We start from the raw sequence: 19,416 nt of genomic DNA on the forward strand, positions 1-19,416 counted from the left end.
GGTCCTGCGGGTACCCGACGGTGCGGGGTCGGGCTCGGCGCCGGTCAGACCAGGGCGGGCTGCGCCGCACCCACGCGGCCCGCGGGTGCGCCCGCGAGCACGGCCCACGCGGCCGCGAGCCCGTCGACCGCGTGCCGCAGCGCGTCGACCGGCTGCGAGAACGGCACCCGCAGGTGGTCGTCGAACGTGCCGCCCACCCCGAACGCGGTGCCGGGTGCGACGCGCACGCCGTGGCCGTGCGCGAGCGCCGAGAGCGCCGTGGCGACGGGCCGTCCGAGGTCGACCCAGGTCGACAGACCGCCCGCGGGCACCGGTACCTGCCACTCCGGCAGGTCGTACGCCAGCATCGCGAGCAGTGCGTCGCGCTGCGCACGCATGTCGCGGCGACGCTGCGCCAGCACGTCCTCGGCGCACGCCAGCAGCTCGACGGTGACGAGCTGGTCGAGCACCGACGTCGCGATGTCGACGTGCGCCCGGCGCTGCGCGAGCGCGCCGACGAGGTCCGGGTGCGCGCGCACCCATCCGACGCGGAGGCCACCCCAGAACGACTTGGACGCCGAGCCGACGCTCACGACGTGCCGGTCCGCCGTGCCGTCGCCCGCGAACGGTGCGGGCTGCGGCCCGTCGAGCGTGAGGTCGCTCAGGGTCTCGTCACCCACCACCACCGTGCGGGTGCGGCGCGCGAGCTCGCGCACACGCGCGCGGCCCTCGGCGCTCAACGACGTGCCGGTGGGGTTGTGGTGGTCCGGCACGAGGTAGGCCACGCGGGGAGAGGTCTGGCGGACGGTCGAGTCGAGCAGGTCGAGGTCCGTGCCGGCGAGCGTCACGGGGACCGGGACGGCGCGGGCCCCGGCCCCACGGACGGCGTCGATCGCGTGCGGGTAGGTCGGGTGCTCGACCACGACGCGGTCGCCCGGGCCGGCGAGGCTGCTGGTCAGCAGGTGGATGGCCTGCTGCGCGCCGGTGGTCACGAGCACCTGGTCGGGGGTCGTCGGCACGCCGCGCCGCGTGTACCGCTCGGCGATCGCCGAGCGCAGCGCGGGCAGCCCCAGCGGCGCGTACCCGGCCCCGGCCAGGTGGCGGGGGAGCTGGTCGAGCGCCGCGGCGCACGCTGCCGCGAGCTGCGGCGGTGCCGCGGGTGCGGCGGCCGTGAGGTCCACGAGCGCGTCGTCCGTCGTCCCGAGGCTCGCCGGCGCGCGGTCCCGGCTGCCCGGCGGCAGCGTCGTCACGGTCCCGGAACCGCGCCGGCTGACCAGGAAGCCCTCGTCGCGCAGGAGGTCGTAGGCGGCGGTGGCGGTCGTGCGCGAGACCCCGAGGGCGTCGGCCGTCTCGCGCTCGCCCGGCAGGCGCGTGCCGAGCGGGAGCGCCCCCGAGCGCGTGAGCGCCCGCAGGCCGTCGGCCAGCGCCTGGTAGGCGGGGCCCGGGCGCTGCCACGTACCCAGGAGCGTGCGCAGTCGCTGGCCGTTCACGCGTCGGTCGATGCTGATCGCCATGAGGCCACTATGAGGCAGGTGGACCTGGCAGACAATGCCACTACGCGCGCGATGATGGAGCCATGTGGGTCCTGCTCCTCCTGTTCGCCGCCGCTCTCGTCGGTCTCGGCGTCGCGCTCGCGCGCACCGTCCGCGCCGACGGCCTCGGCCACCGGCCACCCCCGCGCGGCGCGGTCGAGAGCGGGTGGTCCGCATGAGCGACGCGTCCGCACCCGAGAGCGGGGCCGCAGCCGCAGCCGCCCTGGCTGGCTCGGACGCCCCGGCCACGCACGCCCGCACCGGTGCACGCCGCGGCGGGCAGCTGCTCGTGGGCCTGGTGCTCTACGCGGTCTCCATCACGCTCCTGCTGCGCGCCGAGCTCGGGGCCATGCCCTGGGACGTGCTCTCCCAGGGGCTCACCCGCGTCACCGGGTGGACGTTCGGCACCGTGACCGTCGCCGTCTCGCTCGCCGTGCTGGCGTGCTGGGTGCCGCTGCGGCAGCGGCCCGGCGTCGGGACCGTCGCCAACGTGCTGGTGATCGGCGTGCTCGTCGACCCGTTCCTCGCGCTCGCGGCCCTGCTGCCGGAGCCGCTGCCGCTCTGGTCGCGCGCGCTGCTGCTCGCGCTCGGCGTCGGGCTCAACGGCCTCGCGACCGCGCTCTACGTGGGCGCGCGCCTCGGGCCCGGCCCGCGGGACGGGCTCATGACGGGCCTCGTCGCGCGCACGGGGTGGCCCGTCCGGCTCGTGCGCGGCGGCATCGAGGTGGTCGTCGTGGCCGCCGGGTGGGCGCTCGGCGGCACCGTCGGCGTCGGCACGCTCGCCTACGCGCTCGCGATCGGCCCGCTCGTCCACGTGCTCCTCCCGCGGCTGACGGTGCCCGTGGCTCCGGGTGCGCGGCGGTAGCCTGCGGCAGGCAGCGCACACGGCGAGGAGGGCGGACGAGGATGCACACGGTCGGCGCGGTGGTCGACGGCTTCGAGCTCACGGCGTCGGGCGAGTGGGTCCGCGTGTCGCCGACGGCGGGTTCGCCGTACCGGCTCGGCGACGTGGTCGACGGCCACATGCTCACGGCCGACCTCCGGTGGGTGCCGCTGCGGCGTGCGGCCTCCGCCCCGTACGTCGCGGGCGACGTCGTCGACGAGCACGTCCTGACGCCGCAGGGGGAGTGGGTCCCGCTCGCCGAGCGGGTCCGCGAGCGGGTCGCCTCCTCGGGGCGGGCGCGCACGGCGCGGCCCGCGCCGACGTCCGTCGGAGCGGACGCGAGCGCCGCGGAACGTGCGGCGCGGCGCGCCGCCGAGCAGCGCCTGGCGGCGGAGCGGGCCGCGGACGAGCGCCGTGCGGCAGCCGAGCGCGCGTCGGCGCAGCAGCGCGCGGCCGACCAGCAGGCGGCGGCCGAGCGGGCCGCCGAGCAGCGGGCGGCCACCCAGCGAGCGGCGCAGCAGGACGCGTCGGCGCGGACCAGCACGACCGGTGGCGGCACGGCCGCACCGGCCCGTCGGACCTACCGGGTCGGCGACGTGGTCAACGGGCACGTCCTGACACCGGACAACCGCTGGGTGCCGGTCGCCGCGCCGGGGTCGTCCCCGCAGCGGCCGCGCCCGCAGCAGCAGACGCCGGGCAGCGGCTACCGGCGCGTCGCGCCGTTCCTCGTGGCGGCCTTCGTGCTCATCCAGGTCCTGCGGGCCTGCGGCGGCTGAGCAGTACCGACCCGCGGCCGGCGACCAGGGACGGGCGAGGCCCCCGGGGTCAGGACGGGCGCTGCCCGTGCTTGACCTGCGGCTTGGGCAGCCGCGACGGACGCACCTGGAACGAGCGCAGCACCGCGTACATCGGCAGCCCGCGTGCGGGCAGGCCCGACTCGCCGAACTTGGCGACCAGGCGCTTGCGCAGCCCGCGCCACATCCACCACGCGTCGGCCAGCGACGCCATGATGTAGACGTACAGCAGGACGAGCGACGCGAACGCCACGACCGGTGCGCTGCTCGCGGTGGCGAACTGCAGCACGAGCATCACGGCCGCGATCGGCAGGAACAGCTCGCCCAGGTTCCAGCGCGCGTCGACGTAGTCGCGCACGTACCGGCGGACGGGGCCCTTGTCGCGCAGCGGCATGTGCCGCTCGTCGCCCGAGCGCATCGCCTGGTACTCCAGCTCGCGCTGCACGCGCTGCTGGGCGCGCGCGTCCTTGGCGGCGGCCCGGCGGTCGGCGGGCACGAGGGGGCGCTTGTTGCGGGCCTCGGCCTCCTTGCGCGACGGCGTCGGCCGGCCCTTGCCCGTGCTCCCGGGCTTGGGCGGCTCCGCGACGACGGGGGCGTCGACGGTCGGCGGGGGGTCCTGCTTGCGTCCGAACACGAGGCCAGGGTAGTCGAGTAGCGTCGTGGGACGTGACCACCACCGCGGACCTGCCCACCCCCTCCGACGACCGCGTCGCGGCCCTGCGGGCGCGCGTCGCCGCGCAGTTCGCCGACGTGCGCGCCGACCTCGAGGCGCTCGTGCGCATCCCGAGCGTGTCGAACGAGGCGTTCGACCGCGCGCACGTCGAGGACTCCGCCGCCGCGGTCGCGCAGCTGCTGCGCGACGCGGGCATGCCGGAGGTCGACGTGCTGCGGGTGACCGGTGCGGACGGCACCGCGGGCGCCCCGGCCGTCGTCGCACGCCGCCCGGCCCCCGCGGGCGCCCCGACGGTGCTGCTCTACGCGCACCACGACGTGCAGCCCCCCGGCGACGAGGCGCACTGGTCGACGCCGCCGTTCGAGCCGACGCAGCGCGGGGACCGGCTGTTCGGTCGCGGCGCCGCCGACGACAAGGCGGGCGTGGTCGCGCACGTGGGTGCGCTGCGCGCGCTCGGCGACGAGCTGGGCGTGGGCGTCACGGTCTTCGTCGAGGGCGAGGAGGAGGTCGGGTCGCCGACGTTCGTCGACTTCCTGCACGCGCACCGCGACCTGCTGGCGGCCGACGTCATCGTGGTCGCGGACTCCTCGAACTGGAAGGTCGGCGTCCCGGGCCTGACGACGTCGCTGCGCGGCCTCGTGGACCTCGTGGTCGACCTCGAGGTGCTCGACCACGCGGTGCACTCGGGCATGTTCGGCGGTCCGGTGCTGGACGCCGTCACGCTGATGTCGCGCCTGGTCGCCACGCTGCACGACGACGCGGGCGACGTCGCCGTGGCGGGCCTCGTGCACGCCGACGACCCCGAGGTCGACTACGACGAGGACGACCTGCGCGCCGACGCGAGCGTGCTGCCCGGTGTGCGGCTCGCCGGCACGGGGCCGCTCACCGCGCGGCTGTGGACGCGGCCCGCGATCGCCGTCATCGGCTTCGACGCGCCGCCCGTCGCCGGCGCGTACAACGTCATCACGCCGCGCGCCTCGGTCAAGCTGTCGGTGCGGGTGGCTCCCGGGCAGGACCCGGCCGCCGCGACGGCCGCGCTGCAGGAGCACCTGCGCGCGCACGCTCCGTTCGGTGCGCGCGTGTCGTTCCGCGACGGCGAGGAGGGTCGCCCGTTCCAGGCACCGCGCGACTCCGCGGGCATGCGCGCCGCGCGCTGGGCGATGGGCGCGTCGTGGGGCGCGCCGCCCGTCGACATCGGCATCGGCGGGTCGATCCCGTTCATCAGCGACCTGCTGGACGTCTACCCCGACGCCGCGATCCTCGTGACGGGCGTCGAGGACCCCGACTCGCGTGCGCACGGCGCCGACGAGTCCGTGCACCTGGGCGAGCTCGAGCGGGTCGTGCTCGCCGAGGCGCTGCTGCTCGAGGTCCTGGCGCCGCGCGGCTGACCCCCGTCGCCGCGTCGCGGCCCGGGCTCAGCGGTGGGCGACGTCCACCGCGCGGGCCCAGGCCGCGACGTCGGCGGGCAGCTCCGGGCTCTCACGCGGCGCGCCCTCGATGAGCTCGACGACGTCGACGGGTGCGATGCGGTCGCCCGCGCGCGACAGGAACCGGCCCGCGACCCAGCCGCGCGCGACGTGCAGGTCGTCGCGGTCCATCACCTGCTCGAGGTAGACGACCCGCTCGTCCCAGCCCATGACGCGGGTCGTCACGGTGAACCGCTGCCCGAGCGTGAGCGAGCGCCGGTACTTCATCGTGGACGCGGCCACCACCGGGTACCAGCCGCGCTGCGACAGGCTCCCGAACGCGCCCAGGTCGGCCAGCAGGTTCGACCGTGCGACGTCCATGTACTGCAGGTACACGCCGTTGTTGACGTGCCGGTACAGGTCGAGGTCGCCCGGGCGCACCCGCAGGTGCGTGACCGAGTCGTCGAGCAGGTCCATGCCCGGCACCGCGCGGCGCGGTCGGGTCGTGGCGAGCAGCAGCTGGATCATCCGTGACACGCGCAGGACCCTACCGACCGGCGAGCGCTGGTCGTGCGGCCGGCCGAGGATCCCTCAGGCGGGTGCGGGGACGACGTGCTCGATGCCCCACCGGACGCCGTCCGCGGCGGCGGGGGAGTCGAGCCGGGCGACGAGGTGCAGCGCGAGGTCGATGCCGGCCGCGACGCCGGCCGACGTGACGACGTCGCCGTCGTCGACGAACCGCACGCCGCGGCGCACGTCGACGGTCGGGTCGGCGGCGGCGAGCTCGCCGAGCGCGCCGTGGTGCGTCGTCGCGGGCCGCCCGGTCAGCAGGCCCGCGGCGGCGAGCACGAGCGCACCCGTGCACACGCTCGCGACGAGCGGTGTCGCCGCGGCGGCGGACCGCAGCCACGCGAGGTGCGCGTCGTCGGTCATGAGCCGCCGCGCGTCCGGGCCGCCGGGGTGCACCAGGGCGTCGAGCGGGCCGACGTCGGACGCGCGGGTGGTGGGCGTGATCTCCATGCCCTTCGCGCAGCGCACGGGGGCGCCGTCGAGCGAGAACGTCAGCACCTCGGCGCCGAGCGCACCGTGCTTCGCCCACTGCGCGAGCACCTCCCACGGCCCGACGGCGTCGAGCTCCTCCACGCCGTCGAACAGCAGGATGCCCACGCGCGGCGGTCGGGGTGCGGTCACGGCGTCCTCCAGGCCGGTCGGGCGTGCGGGTCGTGCGGAACCTGCGGGTCAGTGGCCGGGGAGCGCGAGCATCTGGTCGAGCGCGACGCGCGCCCAGTGCGCGTCGTCCGGGTCGACCACGATGCGGTTCGGCACGCGCCCGGCGACGAGCTCCTCGAGCGCCCACACGAGGTGCGGCAGGTCGATGCGGTTCATCGTCGAGCAGAAGCACACCGTCGAGTCGAGGTAGTGCACCGTGAGCTCCGGGTGCTGCTGCGCCAGGCGCCGCACCAGGTTGAGCTCGGTGCCGATCGCCCAGGACGACCCGGGCTCGGCGGCGTCGAGGGCCTTGATGATGTACTCCGTCGAGCCGACCATGTCGGCCGCCGTGACGACCTCGTGCTTGCACTCGGGGTGCACGAGCACGGTCACGTCCGGCACCGCCGCGCGGATGTCGGCGACGTTGCGGGCCGAGAACCGGCCGTGCACCGAGCAGTGCCCGCGCCACAGGATCATGCGTGCGTCGCGCAGCTGCTGCGCCGTCAGCCCGCCGCCCGGCCTGCGGGGGTCGAACACGACGCAGTCGTCGAGCGACAGCCCGAGCGCCTGCACCGCGGTGTTGCGGCCCAGGTGCTGGTCCGGCATGAACAGGACCTTGCCGTGCCCGTCGACGCCGCCGACGCGGTCGAACGCCCACCGCAGCGCGACGTGCGCGTTGGACGACGTGCAGACCGTGCCGCCGTGCCGGCCGGTGAACGCCTTGATGGCCGCCGTCGAGTTCATGTAGGTCACGGGGACGGTGTCCTCGGCGACGCCCGCGTCGACGAGCACGTCCCACGCGTCCTCGACCTGGTCGATCGCGGCCATGTCGGCCATCGAGCACCCCGCGGCCAGGTCGGGCAGCACGACCTGCTGCGCGTCCGACGTGAGGATGTCGGCCGACTCGGCCATGAAGTGCACGCCGCAGAAGACGACGAACTCGGCGTCGGGTCGGGCGGCGGCCTCGCGCGCGAGCTTGAACGAGTCGCCCGTGACGTCCGCGAACGCGATGACCTCGTCGCGCTGGTAGTGGTGGCCCAGCACGAACGCCCGGTCGCCCAGCGCGGCACGGGCCTCGCGGGCGCGCTCGACCAGCGCCGGGTCGCCGGGGGCGGGCAGAGCGCCGACGCACTCGACGCCGCGCTCTGACGCGAGGTCCACGCCGCGCCCCAGCAGGAGCAGCGCGGACGGGGCGGGCTCGGCGAACGTGCCTGTGGTGGTCGTCACGGCGGCATGATCCCACAGCGCCCGCCGGGCGCCCGTGCACGTCGCGCGTGCCGGGACGGCCGCACCGGCGTGCCACGATCGTCGCGTGCGCGTCCTCATGGCTCCCGACGGCTTCGGCACCCGACTGACCCCGGCGCAGGCCGCCGACGCGCTGCGCGACGGCTGGCGCGCGGGGGCGCCGCACGACGTCGTGGACGTCTGCCCGCTCGCCGACGGCGGCCCCGGGTTCGTCGCGACGCTGCACGCGAGCCTGGGCGGCGACGTCGAGCCGGTCACCGTCACGTCGCCGCTCGGCGCGCCCGTGCCGGCCGCGCTGCTGCGTGTCGGGACGACCGTGCACGTCGAGTCCGCGCACGCGCTCGGCCTCGACCTCGTGCCCGACGACCGCCGCGACCCCACGCGCACCACGAGCCGCGGTGCGGGGGCGCTCGTCGCCGCGGCGCTGCGCGGCGCGCGGCGCGTGGTCGTCGGGCTGGGGGGCTCGGCGACCAACGACGCGGGCGCCGGTCTGCTGCTCGAGCTCGCGACCGCGCTGCTGCCGCCCGGCGCGGTGGCCGAGCGCGTCGCCGCGCTGCTCGCCGCGGGTGGCGGCGGTCTGGGCGAGGTCACCGCCGACGACCTCGCGTGGCTGCCCGACCTGCGCGCCGCGCTGCGGGACGTCGACCTGCTCGCGGCCGTCGACGTCGACGTCCCGCTGCTCGGCCTGCAGGGCGCGTCGGCCGGCTTCTCGCAGCAGAAGGGCGCGACGCCGGAGCAGGCGCAGGCGCTCGAGCGGGCCCTCGGCGCGTTCGCGCACGCCGCGACCACCGCGCTCGGCCCGGTGCGCACGGGCCCGGGGGCCGACCTGCTCGGCGGCGCCCCCGACGTGCGCGCCGCCCGGCTCACCGGCCTGCCCGGCGCGGGTGCCGCCGGCGGCGTGGGCTTCGCGCTCGCGCTGCTCGGCGCGCGGCTGCTGCCGGGCGCCTCGCTGGTGGCCGACGCGGTCGACCTGCCCGGGCGCATCGCCGAGCACGACCTGGTGGTCACGGGCGAGGGACGCACCGACTGGCAGTCCCTGCACGGCAAGGTCGTCGCCGAGGTCGCGGCGCGCGCGCTGCCGCTCGCGGTCCCGACGGTCGTCGTGTCGGGCGAGGTGCAGGTCGGGCGGCGCGAGCTGTCGGCCGCGGGCGTGACGGCCGCCTACGCGGTCGCCGACGACCCGCGCGACGTCCCTGCCGCGCTCGCGGACCCGGTCGGGTCGCTGCGCGCCCGCGCGGCGCGGGTGGCGCGCACCTGGTCGCCCGCGCACGGGTCCTGAGCGGGCCCGGCGGGCCGTCCTCGCGGGGCCCTCGTCGCGAGCTCGACGGGGCGTACGCTGGTCGGGAACAACGGCCCGGTCATCGGTGTTGGCGACGACGAGGACCGTTCTGGCGAACCCGGGAGTGACATGAGCGAGACCACGCAGACCGCGACGCACGGCGTCCAGCTCACCGACGTGGCGGCCGACAAGGTGCGCAGCCTGCTCGAGCAGGAGGGGCGCGACGACCTGCGCCTGCGCGTCGCGGTGCAGCCCGGCGGCTGCTCGGGCCTGATCTACCAGCTGTACTTCGACGAGCGCCTGCTCGACGGGGACGCGACGCGCGACTACGACGGCGTCGAGGTCGTCGTCGACCGCATGAGCGTCCCGTACCTCGAGGGCGCGACGATCGACTTCGCGGACACGATCGAGAAGCAGGGCTTCACGATCGACAACCCGAACGCGGGCAGCTCCTGCGCGTGCGGCGGCTCGTTCGGCTGACCCGCAGCGCTCGACCCGCGAGCCCGTACCCGTGAGGGTGCGGGCTCGCGGCGTACCCGGGCGCCTCGTCCCCGCGGCGTCGGCCGCCCTCGGCGCGCCGGGCGCGTCACGCGCCCAGCGCCGCCCGCACGTCCGCCACGGCGCCCGGCAGGACGTCGCAGAACCGGTGCACGGCCGCGGCGTCGACGTCGTGGGGGAGCGCGAGCCGCACGTTGCCCTGCGTGAGCACGCCCATCGCGACCAGCACGTGGCTGGGCTCGAGCGTGCTCGACGTGCAGGCCGAGCCCGAGCCGACGCCGAAGCCCGCGCGGTCGAGCCGGTCGACGATCGCCTCGCCGTCGACGTACAGGCACGAGAACGTCACGACGTGCGGCAGCCGGTCGACGGGGTCGCCGACGACCTGCACGTCCGGGACCTCGGCGGCCACGCGGCGGCGCACGAGGTCCACGAGCGCGCGCCGGTGGGTGTCCGCGGCCGGCGCACCGGCCTGCGCCTCCTGGAGGGCGACGGCGGCGGCGAGCGCGGCGGGCACCGCGACGCCGCCGGGCGACCAGCGGTCCTCGTCGTCCGGCCAGTCCGGGCTGCGGCGCACGCCGCGCCGCGTCACGACGACGCCGAGCGGTGGTCCGCCCCAGTCGCCCGCGTCGGCGACCAGCACGTCGCCGGACGCGCCCACGGGGACGTGGCCCGCGCTCGCGCCGACGTCGACGAGCAGCGGGACGCCCGCGGAGCGCAGCTTCTCGTGGACCTCGGCCACGGGCTGCAGCGTGCCGACCTCGCCGTTCGCGTGCTGGAGCGCCGCGAGCGCGACCGGGCCCGCGGCGGCCGCGGCGAACGCGTCGGCGTCGACGCGCCCGTGGACGTCGACGCCGACGGTCCGGACCGAGCCGCCTGCGCCGGACGTCACGAAGTCGGCGGCGTGGTGGACGGCGGCGCGCTCGACGGCCCCGACGACGACGTCGGCGCCCGCCCGCCGCCGGCCGCGCGCGACGGAGCGCACCGCGTTGTGCAGCGCGAGCGTGTGCGACGCGACGAGGTCGACCTCCTCGGTGCGTGCGCCGAGCGCCGCGGCCAGCGCCTCGCGTGCGCCGTCGAGGAGCAGCCGCGCGCGACGGCCCTCGGCGTGCAGGCGGCGCGGATCGGCCCAGCCCTGGTCGAGGGCCTCGACGAACGCGGTGCGTGCCGCCGTGCGGAGCGGGGCGTGCCCGGCGACGTCGAGGACCGCGCGGACGGGAGGTGCGGGGTGGGTGGCCACGCGTGCACGGTAGCCGCGGCGTGCGCGCACGACCTCCACGCGGCGTGCACGAGGTGTGACGGTGCTGACACCACGTCGTCAAACGCGCGACACGGCACGTGAGCGGCGCCACGGCGCGCTAGGCTGCTCGCGTCGAGGACGAAGGTCCCAGACCGCGTGCGCCCTCTGCGGGGCCGCACCCGGCGGGACGTCGAGTGGAAGGTCCCCCGTGCACCCGGTTTCCCCCCGCCGCACCCGGCGCACCGTCGCCGCCGTGGTGGCCACGGCCGCCGTGCTCGTGCTCAGCGGCTGCTCCGAAGCGGTCCAGCGAGGCTGGCTCCCCGGCCACTCCGACCAGGAGGTCACCGACCACACCGGTCGTGTCGTCTCCCTCTGGGTCGGGTCGTGGATCGCCGCCCTCATCGTCGGCGGAATCACCTGGGGCCTGATCCTGTGGTGCGTCGCGGTGTACCGGAAGCGCAAGGACGACCACACGCTTCCCGTGCAGCTGCGCTACCACGTGCCGCTCGAGGTCATGTACATCCTGCTGCCGATCATCATGGTCGGGGTGCTCTTCTACTACACCAACCGGGACACGACGGCGCTGACGGACACGTCGGCCGAGCCGGACGTGAACATCCAGGTCATCGGCAAGCAGTGGAGCTGGGACTTCAACTACCTCGACGACGACGTCTACGACACGGGCCAGCACGCGCAGGACATCGGCTCCGACGCGTCGGTGCTGGGTGACCAGATCACGCTGTACCTGCCGGTCAACGAGCGCGTCGAGTTCACGCTCGACTCGCGCGACGTCATCCACTCGTTCTGGATCCCCGAGTTCCTCTACAAGCTCGACATGATCCCGGGGCGCACCAACACGTTCCAGGTCACCCCGACGCGTGAGGGCTTCTACGCCGGCAAGTGCGCCGAGCTCTGCGGCGAGGAGCACTCGTCGATGCTGTTCAACGTCGCCGTGGTCTCGCAGGAGGAGTACGACGCCCACATGGAGGAGCTGCGCGACCGCGGCCAGACCGGAGCGCTCGGCCTCGAGTACAGCCGGCAGCAGGACCTGAACGACGTGGCGAAGGGCGAGGACTGATGGCTGCCCACACCGAGGTCATCCCGGGCCTGGCGCCGCGTCGCCAGACGCTCGGCCGCACGGTCGTGAAGTGGATCACCTCCACCGACCACAAGACGATCGGGTACATGTACCTGATCACGTCGTTCGTGTGGTTCGCGATCGGCGGGATCCTGGCGCTGCTCATCCGCGCCGAGCTGTTCGCGCCCGGCATGGACCTGTTCCAGTCCAAGGAGCAGTACAACCAGGCGTTCACGATGCACGGCACGATCATGCTGCTGCTGTTCGCGACGCCGTTGTTCGCCGGGTTCGCCAACATCATCCTGCCGCTGCAGATCGGTGCGCCCGACGTCGCGTTCCCGCGGCTCAACATGTTCGCGTACTGGCTGTACCTGTTCGGCGGGCTCATCGCGGCGGCCGGCTTCCTCACGCCGCAGGGCGCGGCGTCCTTCGGGTGGTTCGCGTACGCGCCGCTGTCGAACCAGATGTACTCGCCGGGGCTCGGCGGTGACCTGTGGGTCTTCGGGCTCGCGCTCACCGGCTTCGGCACGATCCTGGGTGCCGTCAACTTCATCACCACGGTCGTCACGATGCGTGCGCCCGGCATGACGATGTTCCGGATGCCGATCTTCACCTGGAACATCCTGGTGACGTCGCTGCTGGTCCTCATGGCGTTCCCGCCGCTGGCCGCCGCGCTGTTCGCGCTCGGCGCGGACCGACGCCTCGGCGCGCAGGTCTTCAACCCCGACAACGGTGGTGCTCTGCTCTGGCAGCACCTGTTCTGGTTCTTCGGTCACCCCGAGGTCTACATCATCGCGCTGCCGTTCTTCGGCATCGTCACCGAGATCCTGCCGGTCTTCAGCCGCAAGCCGATCTTCGGGTACAAGGGCCTCGTCTACGCGACGGTCGCCATCGCGGCGCTGTCGGTCACGGTGTGGGCGCACCACATGTACGTCACCGGTGCGGTGCTGCTGCCGTTCTTCTCGTTCATGACGATGCTCATCGCGGTGCCGACCGGTGTGAAGTTCTTCAACTGGATCGGCACGATGTGGCGCGGCAAGCTCACGTTCGAGACGCCGATGCTGTGGACCATCGGCTTCCTCGTGACGTTCCTCTTCGGCGGCCTGACGGGCGTCATCCTGTCCAGCCCCGCCCTCGACTTCCACCTGTCCGACACGTACTTCGTCGTCGCCCACTTCCACTACGTGGTGTTCGGCACGGTCGTGTTCGCGATGTTCGCGGGCTTCTACTTCTGGTGGCCCAAGTTCACCGGGCGGATGCTCGACGAGCGCCTGGGCAAGATCCACTTCTGGGTCCTGTTCGTGGGCTTCCACATGACGTTCCTCGTGCAGCACTGGCTGGGCGTCATCGGCATGCCGCGTCGCTACGCGGACTACTCGCCGGCGGACGGCTTCACGTGGATGAACCAGCTCTCCACGGTCGGCTCGGTGATCCTGGCGGCCTCGACGCTGCCCTTCCTCTGGAACGTCTACGTGACGTGGCGCCACGCGCCCAAGGTCACCGTCGACGACCCGTGGGGCTACGGCGGCTCGCTCGAGTGGGCCACGAGCTGCCCGCCGCCCCGGCACAACTTCACGTCGCTGCCGCGCATCCGCTCCGAGCGTCCCGCGTTCGACCTGCACCACCCCGAGGTGGCCGCGCTCGACCACGTCGAGCCCGAGGACCCGGGTCCCCTCGATTGGGCACCCGACCGTGCCGGGGAGCGCGAGCTCGCCGAGGAGCGCATCGCCAACGGCACCGGTGAGGAGCACCAGTCGTCGGCGACGGTCATCGAGCACGACCAGGACGACGTCGACCGGCGCCGCGAGGAGGACGAGCGATGAAGATCGAGGCCAAGCTCTTCCTGTACGGGATCCTGTTCTTCGTCCCCGTCGGCCTGATCTACGGGTTCTGGAGCGGCGGCGAGCCCGTCGGGACCGTGAGCATCCCGCTGACCGGTGGCCTCGTCGGCATGATCGGCGGCTACTTCGCGCTCCTGGCCCGCCGCGTCGGTCAGCGGCCCGAGGACGACGAGCTCGGCGAGATCGAGCAGGGCGCCGGCAACCAGGGCACGTTCAGCCCCTGGAGCTGGTGGCCGCTCGTCGTCGGTCTGGCCGCGTCGATCGCGTTCCTCGCGCTGGCCGTCGGCTGGTGGCTGATGGTGCCGGCCGTCGCGCTCGCCGCGATCGGCCTCGTGGGGTGGCTCTTCGAGTTCTCCCGCGGGCAGCACGCGCACTGACGCACGTCGTTCGACCTCGAGGAGGGGCGTACCACCGGTCCGCTGGTACGCCCCTCCTGCGTCTCCCGCCACACACGCCTGCGCATGCGCTGCTGGATCCTCGCGGCGCCCGGTGCGATGTCCGACGGCCCCGCTAGCCTCGCCCCGTGCGCATCCAAGAGCTCGTCGTCGACTGTCAGGACCCGTCACGCCTCGCGGCGTTCTGGGGCGCGCTGCTGGACGCCCCGTGGGCGCTCGTGCACGACGGGTGGGCGGTGCTCGACGCCGACGGCCTGCGCCTCGCCTTCCAGCGGGTCCCGGAGGGCAAGCAGTCGCACAAGAACCGGCTGCACCTCGACGTGGAGGCGCAGGACGTCCGGTGGGCCCTCGCGCGTGCCCGCGCCCTCGGCGCCGTGCCGACGGGGCACCGCGAGCTCGACGCGCAGGGGGACGGCTACGTCGTGCTGCGCGACCCGGAGGGCAACGAGCTGTGCCTCGTCGTCGACCAGGCGGGCGGGTGGGGCGAGTCCCAGCGCTCGGCGCTGGCGGCGGTGCCGGCCCCGGTGCGCGTCTGGCACGTCATGACCGCCGCCGCTCTCGAGGCGTTGCTCACCCGCATCGACGTCGACGCGCACGACGAGGGGCCGGCAAGGGCCGGCGCGTCGGACCAGGACGAGACGTTCCCGGTCTGTGATGCGGTCGACCTCGTCGCCGTGGCGGAGCGGGTCGCCGCGGGGGAGAGGTCCGCCACGGGTGGGACGCCGGCGCTCGTCGCGGTCGAGCTCGATGCCGGCCTCGCGATGCAGGGCGGGCAGCGCGGCCTGGCGGACGGTGCGGGGGCGACCACCGGACGGGAGCGGTGCGCGGGTCCGCTGGATCCCTCCTGGATCGTCGGCGTGCGGCCGCTGGCTCGGGCCTGACGGCCGGGACGGGGCCTCACCGCGGCCGACGGCCGTGCCCGCGCAGCGCGACGGCCGCCCACCACGTAGGTGAGCGGCCGTCGGGACGATCAGCGCGTCAGAGCGAGGGGACGATGAGCCCCGACGTCTGCGAGCGGGCCGCCGTGAAGCGCTTCTCGGCGTCCGCCCAGCTGACGATGTTCCACCACGCCTTGACGTAGTCCGCCTTGACGTTGACGTAGTCGAGGTAGAACGCGTGCTCCCACATGTCGAGCACGACGATCGGCGTCAGGCCGAGCGGGATGTTGCCCTGCTGGTCGTAGAGCTGGAAGATCGCGAGCTTCTGGCCGACCGAGTCCCACCCGAGGATGGACCAGCCGGACCCCTGGATGCCGACCGCGTTGGCGGCGAAGTGCTTCTGGAACGCGTCGAACGACCCGAAGAACTCGTCGATCGCGGCGGCGAGCTCACCGGTGGGCTTGTCGCCGCCGTCCGGGGAGAGGTTCTGCCAGAACACCGAGTGGTTGACGTGCCCGCCGAGGTTGAACGCGAGGTTCTTCTCGTGCAGGTTCACCGCCGCGAAGTCGCCCGACTCGCGGGCCGCGGCGAGCTTCTCGAGCGCGGTGTTCGCGCCCGTCACGTACGCGGCGTGGTGCTTGTCGTGGTGCAGCTCCATGATCCTGCCGGAGATGTGCGGCTCGAGCGCCGCGTAGTCGTACGGCAGATCCGGGAGCGTGTAGTCAGCCATCTCTTACCTCTCCTGCGTCGGGTGGCGGGTGCTCGCGCACCGGCCCGGAAACGCCGTCGCGGTGCCCGGCCACGTCGGCCGGACACCGCGCACGGTCGTCGTTCAGGTCAACTCTCGACCAGGTTCAGCTGTTCCGCCCGTCGGCGTCCGTCTCATCCTCCGAGCGCAGCCGGCGACCGCCGCCCGTGGGCGCGCCCTCGCCGAGCAACTGCGCCGGCGCCTTCTCCTGGTCGGAGCCGAGCGCGTCGTGCTCGCCGTGCGAGTGCGACGCGGCCAGCTCGGCGGGCGTCACCGGCTCGATGCGGTCCTCGTAGAAGACCTGCGAGAGCCGCTGACGCATGCGGTCGAGCCGGTAGCCCGTGCGCCGCACGCCGCGCGAGTCCTCGGCGGGCTCGATCTCGACGGGGCGGATCGCGTCGTGCTGCACCCGCAGCCACCGCTCGTGCGCGTCGAGGGGCTTGTGCACCTCGATGTACTCGCCAGACGCGAAGCGCACGATCTGGCCGGTCTCGTGGCCGTGCAGGACCAGCTCGCGGTCCTTGCGCTGCAGCCCCAGGCAGATCCGCTTGGTGACTACGAACGCGGCCCACGGGCCGAGGAACAGCAGGAACCGGAACGCCCACGTGATGTCGTTGAGCGACATGTGGAAGTGCGTCGCGATGAGGTCGTTCGACCCCGCGAGCACGAGGATGAAGAACGCCGTGAGCAGCGCCACGCCGAAGCCGGTGCGGAACGGGCGGTTGCGCGGGCGGTCCAGCACGTGGTGCTCGCGCTTGTCGCCCGTCGCGAAGGACTCGACGAACGGGTACAGGGCGAGCAGCGTGAACAGCACGCCCGGCACCACGACCGCCGGGATCAGGACGTTGAGGGACAACGTCCAACCGTCGGGCCCGAACAGCACGTACTCGGTCTGGCCCGGCATGAGCCGCAGCGATCCCTCGAGGAACAGCATGTACCAGTCGGGTTGCGCACCCGCGGACACGGGGGAGGGGTCGTACGGGCCGTAGTTCCACACCGGGTTGATCGACATCGTCGCGCCCATGAGCGCGATGACGCCGAACACGATGAAGAAGTACCCGCCGGCCTTGGCCACGTACACGGGGAACAGCGGGTAGCCCACGACGTTCGCGTTGGTGCGGCCCGAGCCCGGGTACTGCGTGTGCTTGTGCAGCACCACGAAGAACAGGTGGAGGCCGATGAGCGCGAGGATCAGGCCCGGCACGAGCAGGATGTGCACCGTGAACAGGCGCGGGATGATGTCGTGGCCCGGGAACTCGCCGCCGAAGATGAAGTACGACAGGTAGCTGCCGAGGATCGGGATCGATCGCACGACGCCGTCGGTGATGCGCAGGCCGTTGCCCGAGAGCACGTCGTCGGGGAGCGAGTAGCCCGAGAAGCCGGCGGCGAGGCCCAGGATCAGCAGCACGAAGCCGACGACCCAGTTGAGCTCGCGGGGCTTGCGGAACGCGCCCGTGAAGAACACACGCATCATGTGCGTGACGATCGCGGCCATGAAGATGAGCGCGGCCCAGTGGTGGATCTGCCGCATGAGCAGACCGCCGGTGACCTCGAACGACAGGCGCAGCGTCGAGGCGTACGCCTCGGACATCTCGACGCCCTGCATCGCCGGCCAGGGGCCGTCGTAGTGCACCTCGTTCATGCTGGGAACGAAGAACATCGTGAGGAACACGCCGGAGATGAGCAGCGTGACGAAGCTGTAGAGCGCGATCTCGCCCAGCAGGAACGACCAGTGGTCGGGGAAGATCTTGCGGGCGAACTCCTTGACCGCGCCGCCGATGCCGGTGCGCTGGTCGAGGTAGTCCGCGGTCTTGGCGGCGGCCTTCTGGCCGCCGGTCGGTGCGCTGGTGGTGGTGCTCATCGCAGCCGCTCCCAGAAGCTCGGTCCGATGGGCTCGTGGAAGTCGCTCTGCGCCACCAGGTAGCCCTCGTCGTCGACGGTGATCGGCAGCTGGGGCAGCGGCCGCTTGGCGGGACCGAAGACGACCTTCGCGCCGTCGGCCACGTCGAACGTGCTCTGGTGGCACGGGCACAGCAGGTGGTGCGTGTGCTGCTCGTAGAGCGCCACGGGGCAGCCGACGTGCGTGCAGATCTTCGAGAACGCGACGATCCCGTCGTACGACCAGCCCTCGCCCTGCTCGGACTTGATGTCACGCGGGTCCAGACGCACCAGCAGGACGACGGCCTTGGCCTTCTCGTCGAGCGGGGCCTCGGTCTCGTGCAGGCCCTCGGGGATCACGTGGACGACCGAGCCGATCGTCACGTCCGAGGCCTTGATGGGTCGACCCGTCGGGTCGATCGTGAGCTTCTTGTTGCGTGCCCACATGGTGCGCTTGAACTTGGAGACGTTCCAGTCCTCGCCGACCTCGCCGATCAGCGGGAGGGCGATCGTCAGCGGGAACAGCGCGAGCGACGACACGAGCGCGCCCTTGAGCACGCCGCGGCGTCCGATCGCGGAGTCCTGGGCGCCGTCCTTGAGGGCGGCGACCGCCTCCGCGCGCGTCTGGTCCGAGCTGCGCTGCGCGTGCCGGTCCTCGGCCTTCTCGTGGTCGTTCATGAGCGACTTCGCCCAGTGGACGGCCGCCAGCCCGATGCCGAGCAGCGCGAAGGCCAGGCCCAGCCCGAGCGCGAGGTTCGACACGCGCATCGACGCGATGGTCTCGCCCGGGGGCAGGGCGAAGTACGCCGTGATGAACCCGAGGGTCCCGAGGATCGAGATCGTGAAGAGCGCGACGACCTGGCGCTCCGCGCGCTTGTTCGCCTCGGGCTCGACGTCCGAGCGACGAGGCCGGTGCGGCCCGAAGCCGGGGTTCTCGAACTTGTCGACGGCGTCGTCGCCCTGGCGCAGCGCCAGGTCGGAGCCCGCGGTGTCGCGGGGCTCGAGCTCGTCGTGACCGTGGTCGTGGGTGGTGCTCACGAGGACCTCGCTCCGATCCAGACTGCCGCTGCGATGAGCAGACCCATGCCGACGACCCAGGCCCACAGGCCCTCGCTCACGGGCCCGAGGCTGCCGAGCCCGATGCCGCCGGGGGCGTCCTCGCCCTGCAGGTCGAGGTAGGCGATGATGTCGCGCTTCTCGTCCGGCGTCAGCGTCGCGTCGTTGAAGACGGGCATGTTCTGCGGGCCGGTCGCCATCGCCTCGTAGAGGTGGGCCGGCGTGGTCTCCCACAGGTTCGGCGCGAACTTGCCCTGCGAGAGGGCGCCGCCGGCGCCGACCGCGTTGTGGCACATCGCGCAGTTCGTGCGGAACAGCGCCATGCCGTTGGCCGGGTCGCCGAGAGCGGGGTCGACCTGCTCGTCCGAGGGCACGGCCGGGCCGGGGCCCAGCGACGCGACGAACGCCGCGAGGGCCGCGATCTGCTCCTCGTCGAACTGCGCGGGCTTGGCCTGGGCCTGCGGACCGTTCATCTGCATGGGCATGCGGCCCGTGCCGACCTGGAAGTCGACGGCTGCGGCGCCGACGCCGACGAGCGACGGCACGGCGTCGGTCCCGGTCGCGTCCGGCCCGTGGCAGGTCGCGCAGTTGGCCTGGAACAGCTTCTCACCGGTCTCGACCTGGTCCGCGCTCGGTGCCGCGGGGGCGGCGTCGGCGGAGGTCGGTGCCAGGACGGCGTACAGCGCGCCGGTGAGCAGCAGCGCCAGCAGGAGCAGCACGGCCGGCGCACGCCGGTCGTGCCTGCGGGCTGCGAGTGCCTTCACGGATCGGTCCTCGTCTCGCGTGTCGGGGGGAGTACGGATGGGG

General features: G+C 73.8%; 20 protein-coding genes. 10 read left to right on the top strand and 10 right to left on the bottom strand.

Annotated features, from left to right (window positions below; translation table 11 throughout):
• Positions 1–44: 44 nt before the first annotated feature.
• Positions 45–1,493 carry a PLP-dependent aminotransferase family protein gene (locus ATM99_RS08125; RefSeq protein WP_062102404.1) on the bottom strand — a complete coding sequence of 483 codons (1,449 nt, stop codon included), beginning with the start codon at positions 1,491–1,493 and terminating at the stop codon, positions 45–47.
• A 62-nt stretch (positions 1,494–1,555) separates the two neighbouring features.
• Here ATM99_RS08125 and ATM99_RS19820 point away from each other — a divergent pair, with 62 nt between their 5' ends.
• Genes ATM99_RS19820 through ATM99_RS08135 form a run of 3 tightly spaced genes read left to right on the top strand, consistent with a single transcriptional unit; the run spans position 1,556 to position 3,170 of the window.
• Positions 1,556–1,690 carry a hypothetical protein gene (locus ATM99_RS19820; protein ID WP_255356813.1) on the top strand — a complete coding sequence of 45 codons (135 nt, stop codon included), beginning with the start codon at positions 1,556–1,558 and terminating at the stop codon, positions 1,688–1,690.
• Positions 1,687–2,376, top strand: coding sequence for a YitT family protein (locus ATM99_RS08130; RefSeq protein WP_223304888.1), 690 nt, complete (start codon positions 1,687–1,689; stop codon positions 2,374–2,376). The genes ATM99_RS19820 and ATM99_RS08130 overlap by 4 nt, the downstream gene beginning before the upstream one ends.
• A gap of 41 nt (positions 2,377–2,417) precedes the next feature.
• The gene (locus ATM99_RS08135) at positions 2,418–3,170 is read left to right on the top strand and encodes a hypothetical protein (RefSeq protein ID WP_062102405.1); all 753 of its coding nucleotides are present in this window, start codon (positions 2,418–2,420) and stop codon (positions 3,168–3,170) included.
• Between the two features lie 49 nt (positions 3,171–3,219).
• On the opposite strand, the gene ATM99_RS08140 is transcribed toward ATM99_RS08135, so the two are convergent.
• Positions 3,220–3,822 (bottom strand): DUF3043 domain-containing protein, encoded by a 603-nt coding sequence (locus tag ATM99_RS08140; RefSeq protein WP_062102406.1) that lies wholly within the window; start codon positions 3,820–3,822, stop codon positions 3,220–3,222.
• 32 nt (positions 3,823–3,854) lie between these two features.
• Between ATM99_RS08140 and ATM99_RS08145 the strand changes: the two genes are divergently transcribed.
• Positions 3,855–5,249, top strand: coding sequence for a dipeptidase (locus ATM99_RS08145; protein WP_062102407.1), 1,395 nt, complete (start codon positions 3,855–3,857; stop codon positions 5,247–5,249).
• 27 nt (positions 5,250–5,276) lie between these two features.
• On the opposite strand, the gene ATM99_RS08150 is transcribed toward ATM99_RS08145, so the two are convergent.
• From ATM99_RS08150 to nadA, 3 genes are all read right to left on the bottom strand, one after another.
• Positions 5,277–5,795 carry a thioesterase family protein gene (locus ATM99_RS08150; RefSeq protein WP_062102450.1) on the bottom strand — a complete coding sequence of 173 codons (519 nt, stop codon included), beginning with the start codon at positions 5,793–5,795 and terminating at the stop codon, positions 5,277–5,279.
• Positions 5,796–5,858: 63 nt separating this feature from the next.
• The gene (locus ATM99_RS08155; RefSeq protein WP_062102408.1) at positions 5,859–6,458 is read right to left on the bottom strand and encodes a DJ-1/PfpI family protein; all 600 of its coding nucleotides are present in this window, start codon (positions 6,456–6,458) and stop codon (positions 5,859–5,861) included.
• A 48-nt stretch (positions 6,459–6,506) separates the two neighbouring features.
• Positions 6,507–7,703: a quinolinate synthase NadA gene (gene nadA / locus ATM99_RS08160; RefSeq protein ID WP_062102409.1), complete on the bottom strand. Its 1,197-nt coding sequence runs from the start codon at positions 7,701–7,703 to the stop codon at positions 6,507–6,509.
• Between the two features lie 85 nt (positions 7,704–7,788).
• On the opposite strand from nadA, the gene ATM99_RS08165 reads away from it, so the two are divergent.
• Both ATM99_RS08165 and erpA read left to right on the top strand, forming a co-directional pair.
• Positions 7,789–9,000, top strand: a complete 1,212-nt coding sequence (locus ATM99_RS08165) for a glycerate kinase (protein WP_369798033.1) — start codon at positions 7,789–7,791, stop codon at positions 8,998–9,000.
• Between the two features lie 129 nt (positions 9,001–9,129).
• Positions 9,130–9,480: an iron-sulfur cluster insertion protein ErpA gene (gene erpA, locus ATM99_RS08170; RefSeq protein WP_046528576.1), complete on the top strand. Its 351-nt coding sequence runs from the start codon at positions 9,130–9,132 to the stop codon at positions 9,478–9,480.
• Positions 9,481–9,586: 106 nt separating this feature from the next.
• Here erpA and ATM99_RS08175 read toward each other — a convergent pair whose 3' ends face one another.
• Positions 9,587–10,735 carry an aminotransferase class V-fold PLP-dependent enzyme gene (locus ATM99_RS08175; RefSeq protein WP_062102452.1) on the bottom strand — a complete coding sequence of 383 codons (1,149 nt, stop codon included), beginning with the start codon at positions 10,733–10,735 and terminating at the stop codon, positions 9,587–9,589.
• Positions 10,736–10,943: 208 nt separating this feature from the next.
• Between ATM99_RS08175 and coxB the strand changes: the two genes are divergently transcribed.
• The 4 genes from coxB to ATM99_RS19695 all read left to right on the top strand — a co-directional run bounded on the left by coxB (position 10,944) and on the right by ATM99_RS19695 (position 14,930).
• A complete protein-coding gene (coxB, locus tag ATM99_RS08180) occupies positions 10,944–11,813 on the top strand; it encodes a cytochrome c oxidase subunit II (RefSeq protein WP_062102410.1) in 870 nt (289 codons plus the stop codon).
• Positions 11,813–13,636, top strand: a complete 1,824-nt coding sequence (gene ctaD / locus ATM99_RS08185; RefSeq protein WP_062102411.1) for a cytochrome c oxidase subunit I — start codon at positions 11,813–11,815, stop codon at positions 13,634–13,636. Before coxB ends, ctaD begins: the two co-directional genes overlap by 1 nt.
• Positions 13,633–14,031 carry a cytochrome c oxidase subunit 4 gene (locus ATM99_RS08190; protein ID WP_062102412.1) on the top strand — a complete coding sequence of 133 codons (399 nt, stop codon included), beginning with the start codon at positions 13,633–13,635 and terminating at the stop codon, positions 14,029–14,031. Before ctaD ends, ATM99_RS08190 begins: the two co-directional genes overlap by 4 nt.
• A 146-nt stretch (positions 14,032–14,177) precedes the next feature.
• Positions 14,178–14,930 (top strand): VOC family protein, encoded by a 753-nt coding sequence (locus tag ATM99_RS19695; RefSeq protein ID WP_223304890.1) that lies wholly within the window; start codon positions 14,178–14,180, stop codon positions 14,928–14,930.
• Positions 14,931–15,027: 97 nt separating this feature from the next.
• Here ATM99_RS19695 and ATM99_RS08200 read toward each other — a convergent pair whose 3' ends face one another.
• The 4 genes from ATM99_RS08200 to ATM99_RS08215 form a co-directional block, all read right to left on the bottom strand.
• A complete protein-coding gene (locus tag ATM99_RS08200; RefSeq protein ID WP_046528572.1) occupies positions 15,028–15,657 on the bottom strand; it encodes a superoxide dismutase in 630 nt (209 codons plus the stop codon).
• Positions 15,658–15,781: 124 nt separating this feature from the next.
• Positions 15,782–17,536 carry a ubiquinol-cytochrome c reductase cytochrome b subunit gene (locus ATM99_RS08205; RefSeq protein WP_062102413.1) on the bottom strand — a complete coding sequence of 585 codons (1,755 nt, stop codon included), beginning with the start codon at positions 17,534–17,536 and terminating at the stop codon, positions 15,782–15,784.
• A complete protein-coding gene (locus ATM99_RS08210) occupies positions 17,533–18,591 on the bottom strand; it encodes a ubiquinol-cytochrome c reductase iron-sulfur subunit (RefSeq protein WP_062102414.1) in 1,059 nt (352 codons plus the stop codon). The genes ATM99_RS08205 and ATM99_RS08210 overlap by 4 nt, the downstream gene beginning before the upstream one ends.
• A complete protein-coding gene (locus ATM99_RS08215; protein ID WP_062102415.1) occupies positions 18,588–19,373 on the bottom strand; it encodes a c-type cytochrome in 786 nt (261 codons plus the stop codon). The genes ATM99_RS08210 and ATM99_RS08215 overlap by 4 nt, the downstream gene beginning before the upstream one ends.
• Positions 19,374–19,416 lie beyond the last annotated feature (43 nt).

The sequence above is a fragment of the Cellulomonas sp. B6 genome, assembly GCF_001462455.1.
Classification (GTDB): Bacteria; Actinomycetota; Actinomycetes; order Actinomycetales; family Cellulomonadaceae; genus Cellulomonas.